This is a genomic window from Paenibacillus vortex V453 (assembly GCF_000193415.1).
Taxonomy (GTDB): Bacteria; Bacillota; Bacilli; order Paenibacillales; family Paenibacillaceae; genus Paenibacillus_AQ; species Paenibacillus_AQ glucanolyticus.
Genome location: NZ_ADHJ01000021.1, coordinates 41,315 through 60,930, shown reverse-complemented (window position 1 = coordinate 60,930; position 19,616 = coordinate 41,315). Strand labels below are relative to the sequence as shown.

Genomic DNA, 19,616 nt, shown 5'->3' with positions numbered 1-19,616 from the left:
GATATGTCTAACAAATGGGGTGCAGTTCACTCTCTCAACAAGGTACAGCCTTTATTCAGTAACTTATAATAGCAAATTCAGACTATAAACCCTGCCAGGTTTCACCACCGTCACTGCTTTTCATGAGTCGGGAGCGCTTCTTGTCGGTGGTTTCAATCAGCATCCAGCCTACATCAGAGGAGGTAAACTGCAATTTCACCACGTTAGGATACTTGGCTAGATTATCTGCTAGTAACTTGCTTCTCGGGAATGGCTTCCAGGTTTTTCCTAAATCATTCGAATGATACACAATGCCGTTAACCATACGCCAGCCGTCATGAAGCCGACGGAAGACAGGCTGGATAGTTCCCTTACCGGCATCTCCCGTCATCGGGAATGACACCAGATTCCACGATTTCCCGGTATCTCTCCCGTGAAGTATCCCATGTAGCTCGCCTGATTATCCTTTACGCAGGTAACCGGAATATATACTTCGCTACCGCTGCCGCCTCTTCCCAGTAATTTAGGCGCCCCGGCGTAAACCGAACCGCACGGGTCAAGAAGCTTGCTCTTGAACACTTGACCCGAAGATTTCCACTTCTGACCACCGTCACGAGTAATATACAGCTTCGAGGACTGCATCTCCCGAATGGTAGCAAATCCGACCAGCGAATCCGTGAACGTTAAGCCGATGACTGATCCTGTTCGCGGAATGACGCTGCCTGGGACACGCGAAGTAGAATACTCCGTATTCTGCATGACCTCATCCCATAAACCGCCATTGTTGCTAGTGTGGAACAGGGATTTCTCCTCAGAGCCCCGGGATATGTCGCCTTTTGCCATGATCCATCCCTGCTGTGATGAAACGAAGGACAGTGCAGTGACAACGCCTGTCTCGGGCAGCGACGAGAGCTTCCAGCTGTCACCGCCATTGGTTGTATTCAGCAGAATGGTTTCCGCTGATCCCTGCTTATTTCGTATAATCCAGCCATGATCCTTATCCGCAAACACGATGTCTTTGCCATACTCCAGCTTGTCAATGAATTGAACATTGGAGGAGGGTGAAATATCCACCCACGTTTCACCATAATCTTTAGTTTGGTAAAGACGAAGCTCGGTGTTCGTTATTCCCCATGCAATTCCCGTTGACTCACTTAGGAGATGGAAGTCTGTCAACCGTGTATGTATCTGATATTTACTTTTTTCCTCAGGGGCCTTCATGGCCGTATCCGGCGTTACTAATGTGATGGTCTGACCTTCTTCTTCATCTTCAACCGATTCAGGAGGACCTTCCGGTGTAGAAGGTTGCTGTTGCTGCTGTTGTTTTATCGGTTCTGAGGTACAGGCTGCTAACATAACTGCCATCATTGCCAGCATACTGAGCCAGAATATAAAACGACTTGATCTCAAGAATTCTTCCTCCTCATATTTCGATGTGCATGTTGCAAATCCGCTTTTTCGACATTATAACATATTCCATCCAGCTGATAAGTAAAGAACTGACTTGCAAAATTTACAATACTGTAGCTTTTTAATAGATTCACTCTCATATTCGGGTAGGTTAATCCATAGATAGACATCAAAAAAACCCTAACGTGATTCATACGTTAAGGGAGTTTTAATTTACAAATATAATGCTCGCCCATTTCGAGGGTTCTTGATAATCACCAGGTTTATGAACCAAATCGTCCCGTTTGTTATGTATTCGCCTGACCACCATGTGAAACGACTCGAGCTTTCTAGAGATCCCTTCCTTTCTAACCGGAAGGGAAATTAGAAGAGAGGTGGTTATGAAGCATGACCTTAGAGGTGTCTAGATGCAGGATAGAATGTAGATCTTCTATTGTGAATTTTTCATATGATGAAATAAAATAATATTGTTGATTGCTGTTGTTGTTTTCATTCCTTATTTTCACGCATAAAAAAGCAAGCTGATTTCGTATCGAAATCAGCTTGCTCGAGGATTTATATATTAAGATATATCCTGGGCTGATTAAACCTCGGATATGACCGTATAGCGTTCATTGAGATGCTTAGGCAACTCAATTTCATCCAATACCGCAATCGCGTAGTCCTCATAGCTGACATAACTTTGACCGCTGGAATTGACAATGACATGATCCTTACCTTCTTGATAGCTTCCTGTCCGCTGACCATTCGGATTAAAGAACGCTGCCGGACTGAGATATGTCCATTTCACATCTGAAGAATTCTCCAGGTCTTTCAGGTTCTCTCCTGCATGGAATGCTGTCGGATAGTATTCCTTAGGAAAATCAGGTGTTTCCATCAGTCGGGTGGTTTTGGCCTCATCAACAAACAGACTTCCGGCTCCTCCCACCACGATCAGTCGGGTATCGGCTCCTTTCAGAGCATTTATCAGCACGCGTCCAACTTCAATATATTGAGTTTCCTGCCCAGGCGCTGCGCCAAATGTATTCACTACCACGTCGAAGCCTTGAAGATCGGCATCGGTTAAATCCAGCACGTTCTTCTCCACGATGTTAACACTGGAATCGGTAATCCTGGAACCATCACGAACAATTGCCGTTACTTCATGTCCGCGTGCTTGCGCTTCCTTGAGAATCAAATTTCCTGCTTTACCTGTTGCACCGATAATACCAATCTGCATGATGAATCGCTCCTTTATCAATTGTATATACAAATGAGAAGGTGAAAAAGAGCTACAGTTTTCCCTTTTTCAACATTTCACTGGACTCATGGAGAAGTTTAGTTAGTTGTTCGCTATGTTCCTTCCCCAAAATGGAAACATATTGTCCGTACAGCTGTTCAAAATATTGGTTCAGCTCCTTATATAGAGCTTTACCTTCCTCTGTTAAGAAAATATGCGTTTCCTTCCATTCGGACTTGCGTTCAACTAAATTCTTCTCTTCCAGCTTGTCAATGAATCGGGTGCTTGTGGATGGAGCAATCGATAACTTATCACATAACTCTTTCTGCGTGATTCCTGGGTACTGGTGTACCACCACCAACACATAGGAGTACGTTGGCGATAAGTCGGCTTTTGCAAAAGCATCCTCCGCCATCTTTGTCATAGAACGCGCAAACCGATTCGATGTAAAAAACAAGCATGAGGTCAAAATGGAATCATCTATGTTCATCATCATCACCTTTCATTTGTATATACAAATTATCACATTGCTATCTTTATGTCAACATCTTTATTTTAGTAAGTTTATTGGTTCATGTTTACCTCCTACACCAACTGAGATGCAAATTGAATAAAGTATGTACATGCATGAAATATATACTATTTCACTCTTCTTTTGTGAATTTTTCATATGTTGAAACAATCACCTGATCTATCGATTTCAAAAGAATCAGCATTAGCGAGTCTGTGGTATCGCTTCTTATCTTGGAGAGGATTACGATCGCGCCGCGGCATATGATATAACGCTGCTCGATATATTCTGGACTGCCATGACTGGTTACATACACGCTCTTGCTATAGCGCGTGCCGAGAATATTGCCGCATCGGACCTTGCACGTTACGCTCACAATTTCATTCGCATCATGCCTGATATTATGACCTATAACGCGAGCGACTTGGATCGCGGGATCTATCCTGGCAACAGTTCCAGTCTTCGTTCCGACGCCGCGAGTATGGAGCATATTATCCATGCAGCCGAATTTCACGGACTTGACAGCAGCATTCTTCATGAAGCAAATGTTTATTATTCAAAAAGCAGTTAACGCCGGGCATGGCAATGACGGTTTCTCACGCCTGATCGAGTTTCAATAAACCCTCTTCTTAAAGAACGATACGCAGACTAACAACGAATAGGCAAGTCAAACAGGTGACGAAAGGGTCCCCTCTTGACTTGCCTATTCGTTGAATTCGCTGCCTGCTTACCCTTTGACGGCTCCTTCTGTCAAACCTTTTTGAATATATTTAGAGATGAACAGGTACACAATCAATACCGGAATGACTGTCAGTGATACGGCTGTAGCCATAAGTCCAAAGTCGGTACCATATTGTGAACTGATTTCATTCAACAATGCCACGATCGGACGAACATTCTCTTTGTTAACAAAGATTAGCGCAGAGAACAAATCATTGTACGCCCACATAAATACAAATATACTTGCCGATGCAAAGACAGGCTGCGAGATCGGCACAAAGATTTTCACAAACATTTGCCATCGGTTGCATCCGTCCATAAACGCAGCTTCTTCCAGCTCTTTCGGAATGGTTGCCATATAACCGGCAATGACCAATGTCGCAAACGTCAGATTGCCTGCCGTCTGAGGAAAAATCAACCCCCAGTATGTGTTTACCAGGCTCGTTTTAATCAGAAGCTCATAGACCGGAACTACAGTTGCAAATGCTGGTATCAGCAGTGTTGCATACAGAATGGAGAAAATCGTTTTTTTGCCTCTGAAGTTAAATCTGGATAACACGTATGCTGCTAATCCTCCAAGCAATAGCACTAAAAACACGGTACTGAAGGACATCACTAAGCTATTAATATAACTTCTTCCAATATTGATGCGGTCAAATGCATTTTGATAGTTAATCAACACCGGATCCCATGCGATACCGAATGAATTGTTCATAACATCGCGAGATACTTTGAACGAGTTGTTCACAATCCAGAATAACGGATAGATTGTTGTTAAGGACCACGCTGTTAAAATCACGTACATCAACGTGGTGCCTAAGCTAAACCGACTCTTCCTAACTCGCTGAGTTTTGTGTTCAACGACGATGGTTGGCTCCATAACAGTACACCCCTATAATGCTTAGTATGTAATCTCGTCTCTTTTCAACAAACGGTTAGCAATTAACGCAAGCACTACGCCAAAGACCACCATGTAAATGGCAACGGCTGATCCGTAGCCAAAGTTCTGATCCACCATGGCTTTTTTGTACATATACGTCCCCAGTACTTCCGTTCCATTCTGGCCGCTTGTAATGACCCAGATGAACTCAAATATCTTCAACGTACCCGTAATAGCAAGGGTGATTACAACCTTGATATCACTCATGATAAGCGGGATGGTTAGCATCGTTGTTTTCTTAATGCCTGTTATCCCTTCCAGCTTTGCTGCTTCGTAATAATCGGCAGGTATTTTGGCCATTGCAGTCAGGAACAGAATGAAATAAAAGCCCACATAATGCCATACCGTTGGAATCGAAACTGCCTTGAGGGCGTTCTTCGCATCCAGCCACAGAATCTTCTCGATATTGAAATTAGCCAGCAAATTGTTCAATAGTCCAAAGTTATAGTTGTAGAACAGCACAAACAACAAGGAAATCGCCGTACCGGAGATGACAACCGGAAAGAAAAAGACGGTACGATAGAAACCTTTGAACTTGGCAATGTTATCGACCAGAACGGCAAGCACAAGGGCTATCCCAACCTGAAATACGATAACATACAGCATAATCTCTAGTGTGTGCAGGGTCGCAGCGCCCAGCAGCTTATCCGTAACGAGTCTCTCATAGTTAGCCCATCCCACAAACTTTTTGTCAAAAAAACCGCTTGTGCGATAAAAACTGAGATACAAACTCTTGAAGAACGGATAATATAGAAAGATTGTCATGATGGCAGCTGCAGGAAATAAAAACAGCACAATATACTTGCGATCACCCTTCATATTCATCACCCTTGATGTTTATTTTTCTTCATCCATGTCTAAATGACTACGCCGCCCTAATGAAAACAGAGGGCGGCGTGCATCACTTTTATTTCTACCGTTTCTGATGAAAACTATTTTTTGTTAGCATCCTCGGTTTTCTTGGCTTCCTCGATGGCTTGAGTTGGCGTTTTCTTGCCTTCAACTACAGGCTGAACGCTTGCACGAAGGTTGCCGAATGTTTCTTGTGAAACCTTACTGTCAACAGGTGCACTAATGGAATCAGCTTTAGCTGCCATTGCAAAACCATCAAGAGCCACCTGTGCCAAACCGGTTACTTCTACATCAGCAGCTGGCGTACCACCATTAGCTGAAGCGATTTTTTGGATGGTTGCCGGGGAAGTCAGGTGTTTCAGCAATTCAACGGCAGTATCTTTTTTGGCTGCATCGTCATAAGTGGATTTGGACAGGTAGAAACCGGAACCGAATCCGCCAACGATATCGTTACCGCTGCCAGCACCGTCAGGAACCGTCGGGAATGGAAGAACCGTGGAATTGTCACGGGTATCATCGCTCCAGCCACCTACTGCCCAAGATCCTTCGATTGTCATAGCAGCCAAGCCTTCGCTGTAATAGTTGCCGGACATGCTCAGATCAATGGTTGCAGCATCTTTAGGGAACGCGCCAAGATCATAGAGCTCTTTCATTGCAACATAAGCTTTTTCCCAGTTTGGATCGATGCCGTCGATCAGGCCTTTGCTTTGGCTTTCAGGACCCGCAGCAGACAGAATGGTATGCTCGATCAAATAGTGGGATTGGTCAAATGGTACGGACAAAGGAATGATACCTTTGGCAGACAGCGTTTTCACAGCTGTGGTCAGCTTCGCCCAGTCTGTTGGAAGCTCAAGGCCATTTTCTTCGAAGATTTTCTTGTTTACGAACAAACCTTCATAGAAACCAGTCAATGGTGCAGCATAAATGTTTCCGTCTTTTTGCTTGGCAAGCTCAAGCGCATCCGGAATAAATCCGTTCTTCCAGTCAGCGTTAGCATCAAGAATTTCGTTCAGCGGTACAACTTTGCCCGCATTTACAAATCCTTCTGCATCAGCACCAATGAAGTAGAACAACAGGTCAGGCTCGTTGCCGCTGTTCATGTCCGTGTTGACTTTGGTTCTGAAGCCATCGTCGTTTGCAGACATCGTGTCATTCTCAATCTTCACGTTCGGATGAGCTGCAGTAAATTCATCCAGTGCTGCTTGGAAAGCTTCGCGAGCAGCATCAGTTCCGCCGAAAGTCGAGAACACGCGGAGTGAAACCGGAGCGTTCTCTTCTGCTGGTGGAGTTTCCGTTTTCGGAGTCTCCCCTTCTGCTGCAGGAGTGTTCGTGCTGCCGCTGTTACCACATGCCGCAAGGAACATGGAGAGCAACAACATAACACTCATGAGTAACATGGAAGTCCTTTTCATTTGTAATCCCCCTAAGTATTTTTTTTCAAAACCTTATGTAAATACTTGCTGTCTACCAGAATTTTATTCCAAGCCCCGAACGTTTCAAAGGGGGATATTCATCTTCTATAGGGGGAAATTTTTCCATGTCATATATATAGAAGCTCTATGAGCGTGTTTTGTTGGACCTTTATATGACCGTAAATCTTATAGATACAGGGAAAAGATAGCGCTCCTTGTTATTGCTGCTAGATTCAGGAGATCCGAATGTGTTTTTCTATTATGAAATTTTCATATGATGATATTGTATAATGATGTCTTCATCTGCTTATGCTATCTTCTTTCATTTGAATTTCACGCCAAAAAAAGAACCTGCTGAAATTCATCAACAGATTCTTTGAGATAAGCTTATCTCTTCTAATTTTAGCTCGTAACTGCTATTGCGACAGGTTTCAAACAATCCCCGGATGCTACACCTTGCCTACCCAATCGGCGCCCGCAACCTCTTTCCATCCGAGCCGAAAGCGCATTCTGCCATCATTCTAAAACCATTCGCATGATCCTAAGAATTAAAATATTGTGACGGATTGTCGCGCAGTGGATCTATAAATTCCTCGTATCTGCCGCCGGTATACGACTCAATCACCCTCCGCCAAAAGGCTTGTGCGGGCAGATTGCTGCTTACCTGTGTTACCTTCCACCGCCCGGGGAATTCATCAAACAGCCATGTCGCTGCCCACGTTCCCAAACCGTGACGGCGATATTTTTGCATCACGAAAAATTCTGTCATATAGTAGTCGGCCTCCGTGGCATCATCCATTCGTTCAATTAGCGCAAATCCGGCGGGCCGCTGGTCAAACGTAATGAGGAACGGATACTTCCGATCGCGCTTTTTCCAGAATTCATCCAAATCGGGATAAGGTAAAAACAATCCTTGATCATTGACCGAGATATCCAGATACTTCGTAAAATCATATAGATACAACTGCATCAAGTTTACGATTACGGCTTGTTTTCTCTTCGGAACCAGCTCAATTCCCATACGCTCCGTTAGATCTGACCTCATGGTGCTGCCTCCCCGGGTATCTCATATAAATCTTTACTATGTAACATACATTCATCATATAATTTCAGCTAAACGAAACACAAGTACAGATCCTATGTGCAGGCAACGGCCTTACCGGACAACCACCCCTGATCGCAGGATTATTCGGTTTCCATATGTTACACTAATAGCTAGCAATACCGTGTCTTCTCCATATAGATAAACATAGATAAACATTGAGGTGGAACATGAATATACAAAAAGATATCGACCGTGCAAAGCTTGATGAGAAAACACCGGCCATGCCTTGGTTTGTACAGCAATTTATCGACTACAAACTTCCAGACCTCTCCCCCTCGACCCTGCTCGAATATGTGAGGGACTATCAAACGTTTTTCAACTGGCTCCGATCAGAAGGGCTGTCACAAGCATCCTCCAATCAAGAGATTACCTTGATGGAGCTTGAGAAGCTCCGCATGGAGAGCATCACCAGCTACCGCTTATATCTGACAACCCGCAGGGACGGGACCAACTCGAGAATTACGGTTTCCCGCAAGCTGTCATCTCTGCGCTCCCTGTTCCATTACCTGAGCCAGATTGCCGAGGACGAGGAATTTTACCCGCTGCTCAAACGCAATATCATGGCCAAAGTAGAAATTAAGCGAATTCATAAACCAAAGGATACAGCGGCCAAGCTAAAAGGAAAAATACTGGAAGAAGAAGAACTTCAGGATTTCATCACTTACATTCATGAAGGATACGGACAGGATGTCGAGAACAACAAACAGGCGCTCTACGCGCACGAGTTGAACAAGGTAAGGGACGCGTGCATAGCCAGCCTTATCTTAAACTCCGGCCTGCGCGTATCCGAGGTGGTAAATTTGAATCTCGCCGATATCGACCTGAACAATAAAATGCTGCATGTATTCCGTAAGGGTAATAACGACGAGACCTTCAAGACACCGGTCTACTTCCGCGCGCAAGCCAAGGATGATCTGGAATTTTATCTCCAGCTTAGACAGACACGCTATAAAGTGCCCAAGAAGGAAAAGGCACTGTTTGTCGCACTGCGCAACGGGCAACATGAAGGACAGCGCATGACCAAACGAGCGATTCAAGCGATGATCATCAAATATGCCAAGCGCTTTGGCAAGCCATCCCTGACCGTTCATAAGCTGCGGCACTCGTTTGCAACCGACTACTACCTTCAGAACGATATATATAAAACAAAGGAACAGCTTGGCCACGCTTCCACAGAAACTACAGAAGTATACGCACATTTAACGGATAAAACGATGTCTCAAGCGATTGAGCGCCGTGCCGATGAATAGCAGCATCTAAATTGACAAAAGCATCGATGTGATCTCCTCAATATCATTCCATGTAACCAAGGGAACCGCTAGCCGCTGCTGAATCTCATGCAACGCTGACGGTTCCTTTAACATTTCAGGACGTACCACGATCCCTCTAATCTCCTCAACCTGATCCAGCAGCATCATGTCTTCCAGCCCCCGCAGCAGCACCAGCTTGGGATAAGCCATCTTTTTATAGCCTTCTACAAGCACCATATCAAAATCCATATACAAGGGTATCAACGATTCTAGACCCAGCTCCGTTTCCCTCATGACAGCCGTTCGTCCGGGAGAAGCAATGGCAATTCCTTCTGCTCCCGCTTCACGGAATTTGTACGTATCTGTCCCTTCATGATCCATATCAAACCCGTGAGCGTCGTGCTTGATCACGGCAGTCCGAATGCCATGCTGCTTCAGCTGAGGTATCAAAGCCGTGATCAACGTTGTTTTGCCGCTATTTTTATATCCGCACAGCTGAACAATCTTCATCCGAAGGCTCCTGGAAGGACAAGAACCTGTACTGACTGCCCTTTGACCGCTCCTCTAAGCTCCGGTGGTACCACGATCAAACAGTCGCTGTCTTTGATTGTAATCATGACACTCGATTCATCGAGCGCTGCAGGTGTCGCCACAAGCCTGCCGTTTATCACGGCCAGTCTTCCCCTGACAAAACGGGTGAAGTTGTTCACTTTGGAATAGTCGGCCCCCAGTTCGGCCGTCCATTCGGTCAGATATAACTGCTCCATACCGAGCATTTTGCGAATCGAAGGCCTGACAAACAACAGAAATCCTACATAACAGGCACCAGGATTGCCAGATAGCGCAAATAACAGCTTCCCGTCCTTAACCGCAGCCGTTGTTACGCTTCCCGGGCGCATCGTGACTTTATTAAACAGCATGTCCAGGCCACCGGAGGTCACAAGCTCCCCCATGATATCGTAATCGCCCACAGAGACACCGCCCGTTGTGACCACGATATCGTACTCGCCAAGTGCCTCTTCTACCTTCTGCCGGGCAAGCTCGATATCATCCGGAATCGCCTCCATAATGACCGGCACGCCTCCGGCTTCCCGAATTTGCGAAGCGAGCATGTAGGTGTTGCTGTTGCGTATCTTGCCTGGCTCAAGCGGCTCGGTGATGTCTAGCAACTCGGTTCCCGTCGAGAAAATCCCTACCACCGGCTGCCGGTACACCTTGACCTGATGAATACCGAACGTAGCCAGAACCGAAATCTCGCCCGGCCCGATGCAGGTTCCTTTACGCAGGAGCAAATCCCCTTCTTGCAATTCGAATCCCCGCGGAGTAATATTTTTCCCAGTATCAATCGAACGTTTTAACCCTACATAGGTTACACCTTCCTTCACTCGAAGCTCTGTCGCTTCAAGCATAACAACAGCATCAGCGCCTTCGGGCACCTGTGCGCCTGTCATGATACGGGAAGCCAATCCCTGTTCGATCGAAATAGAAGAGACATATCCGCATGGGATCTGATCAACAACCTTCAGCCAGACCATTTCCCCTTGATCACATGCCGCTAAATCGCTTGAACGAACAGCGTAGCCGTCCATACCCGAGCGTGCAAATGCCGGAAAAGGGTGCGGCGCAACCATGTCAGAAGCAAGCACGCGCCCATCGCTGTCCTGCAGCCGAATTTGTTCCTCCCCGCCAACATGGACATAAGACGTGGCAAGTGCTTGCGCTTCTGGCACCTGCATGGCGCGTCGATCGAACTTATCGTGTTTCTTAGTTAAATCAGCATGGGTATGATCCAAAATGATGTCCTCTCTTTCTGACTAAATGCTAACCCTTATTCTAACTGTACTACATTCTGTTCCAACTTCAAACCAGCTCCAATAGCAATGTCTGAGTTGACAATAACCAGAGACACATGCTCCCTCCCGTCTACAAAAACAAAAAAGGAACCGCAGTCCTGCGATTCCGTAAACTATCCTCAATTCCTGCTACTCCTCTTCTTCCGTGACCTCGTAAAATACGATGTTGGAATCTACTTCAACCGTTACATTTGAGCCTTCGGGCTCGTAAGTGACACGTCCCTGATTCTCGGCCCTTTCATTAGCGGGGACCGCGTACTGCAAGACTTGAAATGAAACTCTGACCGTTTCACCCGGTGTCAATGATCCGATCCGAATTCCCTGAGCTGGATTGACATCAGCTGCCAGTTGGTTGTTAATGATCACACTATTTCCTTCAAACCTCGAGCCTGCGGGCAGATCATCAAACAGAGTTACGTTATTCAACATCGTGGGACCTACGTTGGTTATAAGCACAGTTCCGGTCATATTCGTTATCATGAATGAAAAGGTAAGGGTATTGCCGGTTTCCGTAACAAGCGGGAATACCGTCTTCTCTACATTCAACAGCGGTTGACTCGTCACGATGACCGAAGCCTGTGCACTTACAGGTCCTGTCTGTGCAGATACTGCCTGGGCCGTGTTGATAATGACAGTACCAATGCCGGTATCCGCCATCACGCCATATCGAGCTTGAATGGTAACCGATTCGTTCGGATTGAGCCGATCGAGGGTACGATCAATTCCCAGCAAAACATCCGTGATGCGTACGGACGTTAGGGCTGCCTCCCCGGTATTCGTTACCGTGATTCGGTAATGGATGGTATCACCGGCTCGAGTCTCCGCGCGATCTGCGATTTTGGTAATCGCAAGGTTGAATACCGGCGTTATCACAGGTGGAGGTGGCACCACAAGCGGAGGCGGCTCCACAGGTGGAGGTGGCACCACAGGTGACGGAAGTACGGCCACCGATGTTTCATCATGAATTGGATCGGTTTGGTCAGAAACGGCTGTCGCTGAATTGACCAACACGGTACCCGCTGCACTACCGGCTGGAATTGTTAAGTCTCTGATAATGACCGTGCTCCCTCCAACCGGCAAACTGGATATGACCTCATCCAATCCGAGAAGCGCATCGGTAATGTGAATGTTGGTTAGTTCAACTTCCCCTGTGTTTGTTAATTCCAGCCGATATTCCACAAGCTGTCCGGGTATTGCTTCCGTTGGCGATACGCTTTTTTGCAAAACGAGTCCAGGGTTTAGAACAGGTGTCACCACTTCATTGGATGGGATATCTCCTGTAAATATAGGCCCCCCGGTAACGCTCTGATAGTCAAAATTCACAACGGCTTCATTCACGATAAACCCATCCGGTGGAACAGACACTACCCTGACCTGATAGGTTACGGTGACCAAGCCTCCGGGAGGGACTGTACCCAGCGAGATCCCTGTTGTCGGGTTGGCATTCACATCGCTCACTGAATTAATCGTGACACTCCCCGGCACAAACTCCGTATTATTAGGCAAACCATCAAACAGCAGGGAAGCATCCGCCGGAACGGTACCCGTGTTTTCAATCACTACGGTATAAGTCAATAATTGACCGACCGTTGCGGAGGTAGCGTTAACACTCTTATGCACTGTTATCCGCGGTGAGTTAATGTCAATGTAAATTCCGACAGCAATGACGCTGTATCCATCGCCGCCCGTGCGCAGCTGAAAGACCGCCGTGGTCTGGTTATTTGTGAGCGTCTCCGAAATATCTACATTGGTGATATCCCAAGATTGTCTGCCGCCCACGATTTGACTGCCAGGCTGCCCGTTTATTTGGTTTCGATCCCCAAACGTCCCCGTGGTATCCAGATTGCCGCTATCATCGTTAATTTGGGACGCAAAGAAGTTATTCGGATAATTGTTAGGGCCTTCCAGTACGGTCAAACTGTCTTCGGCAGGTCCGAACAACACCTGGTCCCCTGTTTTGTTGGCATCTCCATCCTGGGCGCATAGAGCCATTCTACCCGATATCGGTCCAGAGGTCGGTGTCGCAAAACCGGATATAACCGTTGTCAGTTCAGGTATGCCGGCTGCAATCTCGACAATGCCGACGTTTAGACTCAGATTGCGAAACGGCATCGAGGGATCCTCATACACAACACAAAGCGTCCACCCGCAGCTGTTCGCTGTGCTGTTGCCCAGATCAATATTACCCACCACACCGCCGACAGTGTAAGTACCAGCACCCCCGGCTTGCACCAATGAGGTCACATTGGCGGAACGAAAGTAATTGTAAGTTGCATTGCGGTATGAGGTCTGTGCTGTCACAGGGTCAGGCGAAATGCTGGATGTCGTACCTTCCGGCGTCATTAAAGAAACGGTCTTATCTATGAATGCTATATAATTATTAGTCCCTCCCGAAACCCGGTAAGTCCCAGCCCAGACCAGTTCGGCATATAACACGTTACTATCGGGCGGGAGCCTCAGAATAGCACTCGCGCTATCCAGATTAAAATCCGATGTGGTCCCGGGCGGGTAGCTTCCGAACTGCATGGAAGTGTCCACCGTTACAAATGCGCCAATAAAATCCCGGGTGCCCGGCACTCCTGTTTGATTGGAGCGGCTTAACCCGAGTGTATTTCCGGTAAACGTAATCGCTCCAGTATCGTTGTTACTGTAGCGGAGAACAAACGGCACGTTGTATTCCTCCTTCAGTGGAAAGCCAATCCATTGTTTGGCTATGCGTATGCGAAGATACAGCTTTCTTGTGTATAGGCTTATATTCCAATATATGAAGGAGAGCATGCAGTGTATGCTGTCTGATGCAACAAAAAAAAGCGCATGGTTCTTAGACCATACGCTTATCACTTGCGGATTACCTTCGCCCTCTTCGGGATATTCCTCCTGAGCCTATTCGAGTCTTCGGTTTGGTGTAGGATTTCTTCGGCGAATCGAATAATCCCCCGCCGCTTTCGCCGCGCTTGATCGATCCGCGGTCTCCGCTTGAAGTCGGGTTCCGTTTAAAGAGGCTTCCTCCCGTACCGACGGCATCCTGACCCCGGCGTGTAATCTTTCCGCTTCGGTCAACCGTCAGGGGAGGAGCTATTTTCTTATCCTGACTTGTCGGCTTCTTATAGTTGCCCTGCTTCGGTTTATACACATCTTTGCTTGTATACCCGCGGTAACCGCCGCCTCCACCCATCGAATCGAATAAATTTCCGATCAGCACAGCGGTTAAATACCCCCGCAGGAAACTTGAGTCATAATTGCGCTGAACATATTCCTTGGAATCAATCTCAATCAACGTATCGGTTGGCTTCTGTGGATCCTGCTGCAAATGGTAATACTCATCACCGTATACCAGAAACATCCGCTCGGTATCCTCCGGAGACGATTGGTCCGGCGTATTGGCGGCCATCAGCTCACCGGCTACCTCGGGTACGCTTTTATCGGCTGCCCGGTATACGTAAGACGTTGCGTTCCCGTCCCGGTTGACGGATTCCAGCGGATAGGTATCTTTAATATTCGGTGCTCCGCATCCGGCTAATAAGGATACAAACAGACTCAGCACCAATATCATTTTTATGGATAAAAAAGAGCGTTCCTTCATGCCACCACTCCTAAGTCGCCCGGATAACTCGAACGTCCCCCGGTATCACTTTCTCGCCTTCATACAACATAAACCGCCCATTCTGCCATTCGATTCGCAGCAGCTTGTAATCATCCGATTGATATTGCCACACATGCTGCTCACCGCTCTGCGTAAATGCGGTACGGCCAGTTATCGAAACATGTCCGCCATATTCTTCCTCCAGATGAAACACATGATCGTCCAGATCGAGGATTGATGGCACCTCGTCCGGCGAGTCCAATCGTCCATCGATAGGCGAATATAACGCATACTGAACCGTCTCACGTTCTTCAATATGAAGATAAGCTATGGTGCTGCCATCCTGAAGTGTCAAGACTACCGCATTGCGGCCCCGATTATGAACGCGCCCCGTAACCTCATAGGTAACCAAGGACACTTCGCATATATCGCCCGGCGCCAACTGCAGCATGCTTTTCTCTGCTTTGGGTGGTTCTGGCTTCGCAAATAAATTGCCGATTCTTTTCCACATACTCATCTTTCCTGTCCCCTATCTTCTTTATGCGTTCTACAAGCAAGCGGTAATAATTAACGCACCGACCACATGCAGCGAGCCTGCAAACAGTCCGTAACCTGTCTTGCCCTCGCGTGTGCCTTTGTCCAGGTTCAGCTTGCCGAAATTCCGCAGCATAAGCTCTGTCAATGCTTCGAGTACAAACAGAATGATAAACGAAATGATGGATACCACAACGGCTTCCAACAGATGATATGACGTTCCGATCGACACGGATAAAATATACCCTTGTGCAATCAGTTTCAGAATCAGTCTTGTGGTTACTGCCATATTGCCCGCTTTCACTTCTTCAAGATCGTTATACTTGGTGAACAGAGAATCCACAAACATCAAAACAAACAGCAGCAGCCCGCCGACAGCTGTCCAGAGTAAAACACGCAAGATCATATCGAAATCCATCTCTAATCCTCCACATTCAACATACAAAAACTCTAATCGACCCTTCAGTGAGTCAAGCCGTCTTTAGAGGTTGTTTCCTTATATATCCTGTCAAACAAAAGCGAAGGAGAAGCACGGCTGTATTCAGCCCTGCTGTTTCTCCCTCGCCCCCTACACTATTTACATGTCTTACAGGATCCCATTACTTGTTCTCGTATTGTTTCATCAAAGCTGCAAGCTCATCCTCAACGACTTTGTCTTTGCCGAGGTTCTCAAACTCTTCGTCCAGAGATTTCTCACGGGTCGACATTTCATTGCTTGCTTCCGCACGGGCTTCCATGGCCAGCATCTTCTCTTCCATCCGTTTCAATCCGGCGGAAGCTGTGTCCGAGCCAAATCCGTTCATCGCTTTGTTAATCTCGGTTTGAGCTTTGGCAGCGTTATAACGGGCTACCAGCGTCTCACGTTTGTTCTTCATCGCGGTAAGCTGCTTACGCATCTCTTCCAGCTTGGCACGCAGATTGTCTGCCGCCAATTTGTTCTGATCATAACTTGCTTTGTACTCGTCACGTTTGGCTTCAGCAGCCTTCTTCTCTTCCAGCGCACGACGGGCAAGCTCAACGTTTTGAGCTTGTGCTGCCGTATGAGCCTGCTGCGTGCGTTTTTCCACGAGTGCAGCCTGTTCTTCATAAAGTGCTTTAAAGCGTTTCTCGATGGCAATTTGCGAAGCTACCGCTTTCTCGGCATCCTCAAGATCTTCCGTCATATCCCGAATGTACTGATCGGTCATCTTAATCGGATCTTCCGCCTTGTCGATAATGGCGTTAATATTGGACATGGTCAAATCGCGTAATCTCTTAAATATGGACATCGTTCTCTTCCTCTCGCTTTCACTTTAAAATGACTGGTATATGATTAATACTTACGTTGCATGATCCAAAACGTTTCAAAATATTTTTTAGTATCCGCGTTCATATGGTTTTGGCACCTTCTGTCCCCCATCAAGCGCCTTGGCTGCATGAACAGCCCAATATGGATCCCGAAGCATGCCTCTGCCGATCGCCACCAGATCCGCCTTGCCCGACAAAATCACTTCCTGCGCAGCATTGTAATCGTCAAGCAATCCTACGGCAATTACAGGCACTTTCAGCAGCTGCTTAAATTCAGCAGCCAAATCCACTTGATATCCAGGCTTCGCTTCCGGACCGCCATTCGAGCCGACAGGCCCTTCGCCCCCCGAAGAGATATGGAAGATGTCGACACCGGCATCCCGATAACGCTTGCAGATTTCGGCACAGTGCTGAACGTCGTAACCGCCGTCCACATACTCTTTGGCTGACACCCGCATGATAATGGGCATGCCTTCAGGAAGAACCTCCTTGACGGCTTCGACAACCCGCTCCCCAAACAGAGGAAGATCCTGGCCATACTCATCACTGCGCTGATTGGTGAGCGGCGAATGGAACTGATGAATCAAGTACCCGTGGGCGCCATGGATTTCAACGGTATCGAAACCTGCCTCGACAGCTCGCCGAGCCCCTTCTCTAAAGGCTCGAATGAGCTCCTCCACCTCGGCGCCGGACAATGCCCTCGGCATTTTATAATGAGAACTGAACGGAATGGCGGATGGTGCCACGGATGGCTCAGCATCCTGTGCTTTTCTTCCGGCATGGCCCAGTTGAATTCCGATCTTGGTTCCATAGGAGTGCACCGTCTCCACAATCTTGCGATATGCTGGAATCTGATCATCACTCCATATCCCCGTATCCTGATTGGTAATGCGGCCGTCAGGATGAACCCCTGTCATTTCCACGATAATTAAACCGGTACCGCCTACAGCACGGCTGACATAATGGACAAAATGCCAATCATTCGGAATCCCGTCCTCTGCTTTCACGGAATATTGACACATCGGTGGCATAACGATTCGGTTCTTGAGAGTCAGGTTCTTAAAATTGTAGGGTGTAAACAAGTCTGCCAAGCGATTATCTCCTTCCATATCCAAATGATCATGATGTAATTAAATCCGTTACGGGTTATTATACACCTTTTCGCAGGGAAAACTAAAAAACAGCGGTTTCCCATATTGAGGATAATTGTCTGTTCAGATGGGTATACCATACAAAAAAGCTAAAGGGGCCGATCGTGATGTTCAAACGAAACCGAGCAGGAAGCTTCCTGCTGTGGATGATGTTAATCTTTTTAATCCTGCCGATAAACCCGGCAAATGGGTCCGATTTACATAATCCTTCGCTTCACCACCAAGAGACTTCCGTCATGTCGGAGTCGGGTCAAGCTGTGGATCACTCCAAGCGAACGAAGAACAAGAATGCCGGAGAACCCCTGACGCTGAGTCAATTGCTCAGAAAGTACCCGGATACCTTTCGCTCCAGCGGCCCCCGGATCAAACAGATCGCTCTGACCTTCGATGATGTGCCGGATCCGCGATTTACCGGGAAGGTACTCGATGTGCTGAAGGAATATGATGTGAAAGCCACCTTCTTTGCCGTGGGGGATCGAGCCAAGAAGCACCCCGACCTTGTAAAACGAATCCATGATGAAGGCCATTCCATTGGTAATCACTCCTACAATCATGCCCAGTTGAACAAACTGAGCCTGGATAAATTCAAGAGCCAAATTGAACGAACCAATACCATTTTGAAATCGTTGACCGGAGTAAATCCCCGGCTCATCCGTCCACCTTATGGTGATATTAATGAGGAACAGCTTCAATGGGCGCGCAAGAACGGATATAAAGTCGTGAACTGGAATGTCGATTCCCTCGACTGGAAGGGGCTTAACAAGGAAGAAGTCAAGAAAAACGTTCTGTCAGCAGTCGGGCCCGGTGCCATTGTGCTTCAGCATGCCGGCGGAGGCGTGGGGTCAGATCTGAACGGTACCGTTGAGGCACTGCCGGATATCATTACAGAGCTGCGAAATCGAGGATACAGCTTCGTCACCTTACCCGAGATGTTGAGTGTATCTGAGTCCAAATAAAGATTACGTAGAAGCAAAAAGACGGCTGCCCGGGATAATTCCAGGAAAGCCGTCTTGAATATGCTATAAAGTCAAATACCATTATTCGATGATGAACAATTTGATGTCTTGAATTCCGAATTGCTTAACGGAGGATTGTGAGCCAGGGATGAAAATGTCGATTTTGTTTCCTTTAATGGCACCGCCGATATCACGGGCTTCTGCTACAAATGCTTTCTTCGGAAGGCCGGGATGTTCGTGTCCTGTTACAAGTACTTTGGTTCCCAGCGGGATGACCTTAGGGTCAACCGCGATGGTTCCCAGCTCGAGGGAATTTCCGAAATAATCGACCGCACCCCATTTGCCATTCTCGCTTGCAGCAGCAGAATACGCTGTAGCTTTCACGGACAACGTCTTGCTGTAATTAAACGTTTTACCCCATGCTTCAACTACTTTGCTCTCAGGCGAAACGTTCAAGCTGGGCGTAAAACCGGTTGTTCCGGGAGCGATGGGAGCAGCAGAAGCCGTCGAGTTCATCGATACCGAACCGGGGATGGTGATTTTGAGACCCGGATATATATTCTTCGCTTCAATTTTTGGATTGGCATTCATCAGCTTGTCCATATTCACGCCGTACTGTTTGGACAAGAAGTAGAAGGTATCACCGCTCTTCGCAACGTGCACGGAGCTGGCATGTGCCTGCATTCCGCCTCCGGCAAAAGTCAGGCCAAGTGCAACGGCTGTAATAGTGAACCATTTTGCTGTTTTTCCAGCGATCTTGTTATTGTTGAGTCCTCGATTGATTTTCCATGATTTCATTTGTTGTAACATCTAAGATGCCTCCCTTTATGTAGCTTGTTCATTCGGATGAAGTA

General features: G+C 47.1%; 20 protein-coding genes. 3 read left to right on the top strand and 17 right to left on the bottom strand.

Annotated elements, in window-relative coordinates; genetic code table 11:
• Positions 1–82: 82 nt before the first annotated feature.
• The 4 genes from PVOR_RS31705 to PVOR_RS13290 form a co-directional block, all read right to left on the bottom strand.
• A complete protein-coding gene (locus PVOR_RS31705; RefSeq protein ID WP_234972853.1) occupies positions 83–382 on the bottom strand; it encodes a sialidase family protein in 300 nt (99 codons plus the stop codon).
• A complete protein-coding gene (locus tag PVOR_RS13300; protein WP_006209751.1) occupies positions 367–1,389 on the bottom strand; it encodes a WD40/YVTN/BNR-like repeat-containing protein in 1,023 nt (340 codons plus the stop codon). The genes PVOR_RS31705 and PVOR_RS13300 overlap by 16 nt, the downstream gene beginning before the upstream one ends.
• Positions 1,390–1,972: 583 nt before the next feature.
• Positions 1,973–2,608, bottom strand: a complete 636-nt coding sequence (locus PVOR_RS13295; RefSeq protein WP_006209748.1) for an NAD(P)-dependent oxidoreductase — start codon at positions 2,606–2,608, stop codon at positions 1,973–1,975.
• A 52-nt stretch (positions 2,609–2,660) separates the two neighbouring features.
• Positions 2,661–3,098: a MarR family winged helix-turn-helix transcriptional regulator gene (locus PVOR_RS13290; RefSeq protein WP_006209747.1), complete on the bottom strand. Its 438-nt coding sequence runs from the start codon at positions 3,096–3,098 to the stop codon at positions 2,661–2,663.
• 319 nt (positions 3,099–3,417) lie between these two features.
• On the opposite strand from PVOR_RS13290, the gene PVOR_RS31700 reads away from it, so the two are divergent.
• The gene (locus tag PVOR_RS31700; RefSeq protein WP_304363412.1) at positions 3,418–3,690 is read left to right on the top strand and encodes an imine reductase family protein; all 273 of its coding nucleotides are present in this window, start codon (positions 3,418–3,420) and stop codon (positions 3,688–3,690) included.
• A 156-nt stretch (positions 3,691–3,846) separates the two neighbouring features.
• Here the strand turns inward: PVOR_RS31700 and PVOR_RS13280 are convergent, their stop codons facing one another.
• From PVOR_RS13280 to PVOR_RS13265, 4 genes are all read right to left on the bottom strand, one after another.
• Positions 3,847–4,719 (bottom strand): carbohydrate ABC transporter permease, encoded by an 873-nt coding sequence (locus PVOR_RS13280; RefSeq protein WP_006209743.1) that lies wholly within the window; start codon positions 4,717–4,719, stop codon positions 3,847–3,849.
• A gap of 21 nt (positions 4,720–4,740) precedes the next feature.
• The gene (locus PVOR_RS13275; protein ID WP_006209742.1) at positions 4,741–5,598 is read right to left on the bottom strand and encodes a carbohydrate ABC transporter permease; all 858 of its coding nucleotides are present in this window, start codon (positions 5,596–5,598) and stop codon (positions 4,741–4,743) included.
• Positions 5,599–5,711: 113 nt separating this feature from the next.
• Positions 5,712–7,019 (bottom strand): ABC transporter substrate-binding protein, encoded by a 1,308-nt coding sequence (locus PVOR_RS13270; protein ID WP_231888046.1) that lies wholly within the window; start codon positions 7,017–7,019, stop codon positions 5,712–5,714.
• 565 nt (positions 7,020–7,584) lie between these two features.
• Entirely contained in the window at positions 7,585–8,088 is a 504-nt protein-coding gene (locus tag PVOR_RS13265) for a GNAT family N-acetyltransferase (protein ID WP_006209740.1), read from the bottom strand.
• A 227-nt stretch (positions 8,089–8,315) separates the two neighbouring features.
• Here PVOR_RS13265 and xerS point away from each other — a divergent pair, with 227 nt between their 5' ends.
• Positions 8,316–9,398 (top strand): tyrosine recombinase XerS, encoded by a 1,083-nt coding sequence (gene xerS, locus PVOR_RS13260; protein ID WP_006209739.1) that lies wholly within the window; start codon positions 8,316–8,318, stop codon positions 9,396–9,398.
• A 6-nt stretch (positions 9,399–9,404) separates the two neighbouring features.
• On the opposite strand, the gene mobB is transcribed toward xerS, so the two are convergent.
• The 8 genes from mobB to PVOR_RS13220 form a co-directional block, all read right to left on the bottom strand.
• On the bottom strand, positions 9,405–9,908 hold the full coding sequence (gene mobB / locus PVOR_RS13255; RefSeq protein ID WP_006209738.1) for a molybdopterin-guanine dinucleotide biosynthesis protein B: 504 nt from the start codon (positions 9,906–9,908) through the stop codon (positions 9,405–9,407).
• Positions 9,905–11,134, bottom strand: coding sequence for a molybdopterin molybdotransferase MoeA (locus PVOR_RS13250; protein ID WP_052649273.1), 1,230 nt, complete (start codon positions 11,132–11,134; stop codon positions 9,905–9,907). Before PVOR_RS13250 ends, mobB begins: the two co-directional genes overlap by 4 nt.
• Positions 11,135–11,380: 246 nt before the next feature.
• Positions 11,381–13,921, bottom strand: a complete 2,541-nt coding sequence (locus PVOR_RS13245; protein WP_006209736.1) for a DUF7507 domain-containing protein — start codon at positions 13,919–13,921, stop codon at positions 11,381–11,383.
• A gap of 178 nt (positions 13,922–14,099) precedes the next feature.
• A complete protein-coding gene (locus tag PVOR_RS13240) occupies positions 14,100–14,834 on the bottom strand; it encodes a DUF4247 domain-containing protein (RefSeq protein ID WP_006209735.1) in 735 nt (244 codons plus the stop codon).
• Positions 14,835–14,844: 10 nt separating this feature from the next.
• A complete protein-coding gene (locus PVOR_RS13235) occupies positions 14,845–15,351 on the bottom strand; it encodes a DUF4178 domain-containing protein (RefSeq protein ID WP_006209734.1) in 507 nt (168 codons plus the stop codon).
• 30 nt (positions 15,352–15,381) lie between these two features.
• Positions 15,382–15,786, bottom strand: coding sequence for a DUF350 domain-containing protein (locus PVOR_RS13230; protein WP_006209733.1), 405 nt, complete (start codon positions 15,784–15,786; stop codon positions 15,382–15,384).
• A 181-nt stretch (positions 15,787–15,967) separates the two neighbouring features.
• Positions 15,968–16,636, bottom strand: coding sequence for a PspA/IM30 family protein (locus tag PVOR_RS13225; protein WP_006209731.1), 669 nt, complete (start codon positions 16,634–16,636; stop codon positions 15,968–15,970).
• 87 nt (positions 16,637–16,723) lie between these two features.
• On the bottom strand, positions 16,724–17,746 hold the full coding sequence (locus PVOR_RS13220; protein WP_006209730.1) for an NADH:flavin oxidoreductase/NADH oxidase: 1,023 nt from the start codon (positions 17,744–17,746) through the stop codon (positions 16,724–16,726).
• Positions 17,747–17,913: 167 nt separating this feature from the next.
• On the opposite strand from PVOR_RS13220, the gene PVOR_RS13215 reads away from it, so the two are divergent.
• The gene (locus PVOR_RS13215) at positions 17,914–18,762 is read left to right on the top strand and encodes a polysaccharide deacetylase family protein (RefSeq protein ID WP_006209729.1); all 849 of its coding nucleotides are present in this window, start codon (positions 17,914–17,916) and stop codon (positions 18,760–18,762) included.
• 81 nt (positions 18,763–18,843) lie between these two features.
• Here the strand turns inward: PVOR_RS13215 and PVOR_RS13210 are convergent, their stop codons facing one another.
• Positions 18,844–19,572, bottom strand: a complete 729-nt coding sequence (locus PVOR_RS13210; RefSeq protein WP_006209728.1) for a 3D domain-containing protein — start codon at positions 19,570–19,572, stop codon at positions 18,844–18,846.
• Between the last annotated feature and the right edge of the window lie 44 nt (positions 19,573–19,616).

Bases quoted from the DNA above. Each gene is read 5' to 3' on its own strand.
- PVOR_RS13295 (WP_006209748.1), bottom strand. From the start codon at position 2,608: ATGCAGATTGGTATTATCGGTGCAACAGGTAAAGCAGGAAATTTGATT.
- PVOR_RS13290 (WP_006209747.1), bottom strand. From the start codon at position 3,098: ATGAACATAGATGATTCCATTTTGACCTCATGCTTGTTTTTTACATCG.
- PVOR_RS31700 (WP_304363412.1), top strand. From the start codon at position 3,418: ATGACTGGTTACATACACGCTCTTGCTATAGCGCGTGCCGAGAATATT.
- PVOR_RS13280 (WP_006209743.1), bottom strand. From the start codon at position 4,719: ATGGAGCCAACCATCGTCGTTGAACACAAAACTCAGCGAGTTAGGAAG.
- PVOR_RS13275 (WP_006209742.1), bottom strand. From the start codon at position 5,598: ATGAAGGGTGATCGCAAGTATATTGTGCTGTTTTTATTTCCTGCAGCT.
- PVOR_RS13270 (WP_231888046.1), bottom strand. From the start codon at position 7,019: ATGAGTGTTATGTTGTTGCTCTCCATGTTCCTTGCGGCATGTGGTAAC.
- PVOR_RS13265 (WP_006209740.1), bottom strand. From the start codon at position 8,088: ATGAGGTCAGATCTAACGGAGCGTATGGGAATTGAGCTGGTTCCGAAG.
- xerS (WP_006209739.1), top strand. From the start codon at position 8,316: ATGAATATACAAAAAGATATCGACCGTGCAAAGCTTGATGAGAAAACA.
- mobB (WP_006209738.1), bottom strand. From the start codon at position 9,908: ATGAAGATTGTTCAGCTGTGCGGATATAAAAATAGCGGCAAAACAACG.
- PVOR_RS13250 (WP_052649273.1), bottom strand. From the start codon at position 11,134: ATGCAGGTGCCAGAAGCGCAAGCACTTGCCACGTCTTATGTCCATGTT.
- PVOR_RS13240 (WP_006209735.1), bottom strand. From the start codon at position 14,834: ATGAAGGAACGCTCTTTTTTATCCATAAAAATGATATTGGTGCTGAGT.
- PVOR_RS13235 (WP_006209734.1), bottom strand. From the start codon at position 15,351: ATGAGTATGTGGAAAAGAATCGGCAATTTATTTGCGAAGCCAGAACCA.
- PVOR_RS13230 (WP_006209733.1), bottom strand. From the start codon at position 15,786: ATGGATTTCGATATGATCTTGCGTGTTTTACTCTGGACAGCTGTCGGC.
- PVOR_RS13225 (WP_006209731.1), bottom strand. From the start codon at position 16,636: ATGTCCATATTTAAGAGATTACGCGATTTGACCATGTCCAATATTAAC.
- PVOR_RS13215 (WP_006209729.1), top strand. From the start codon at position 17,914: ATGTTCAAACGAAACCGAGCAGGAAGCTTCCTGCTGTGGATGATGTTA.
- PVOR_RS13210 (WP_006209728.1), bottom strand. From the start codon at position 19,572: ATGTTACAACAAATGAAATCATGGAAAATCAATCGAGGACTCAACAAT.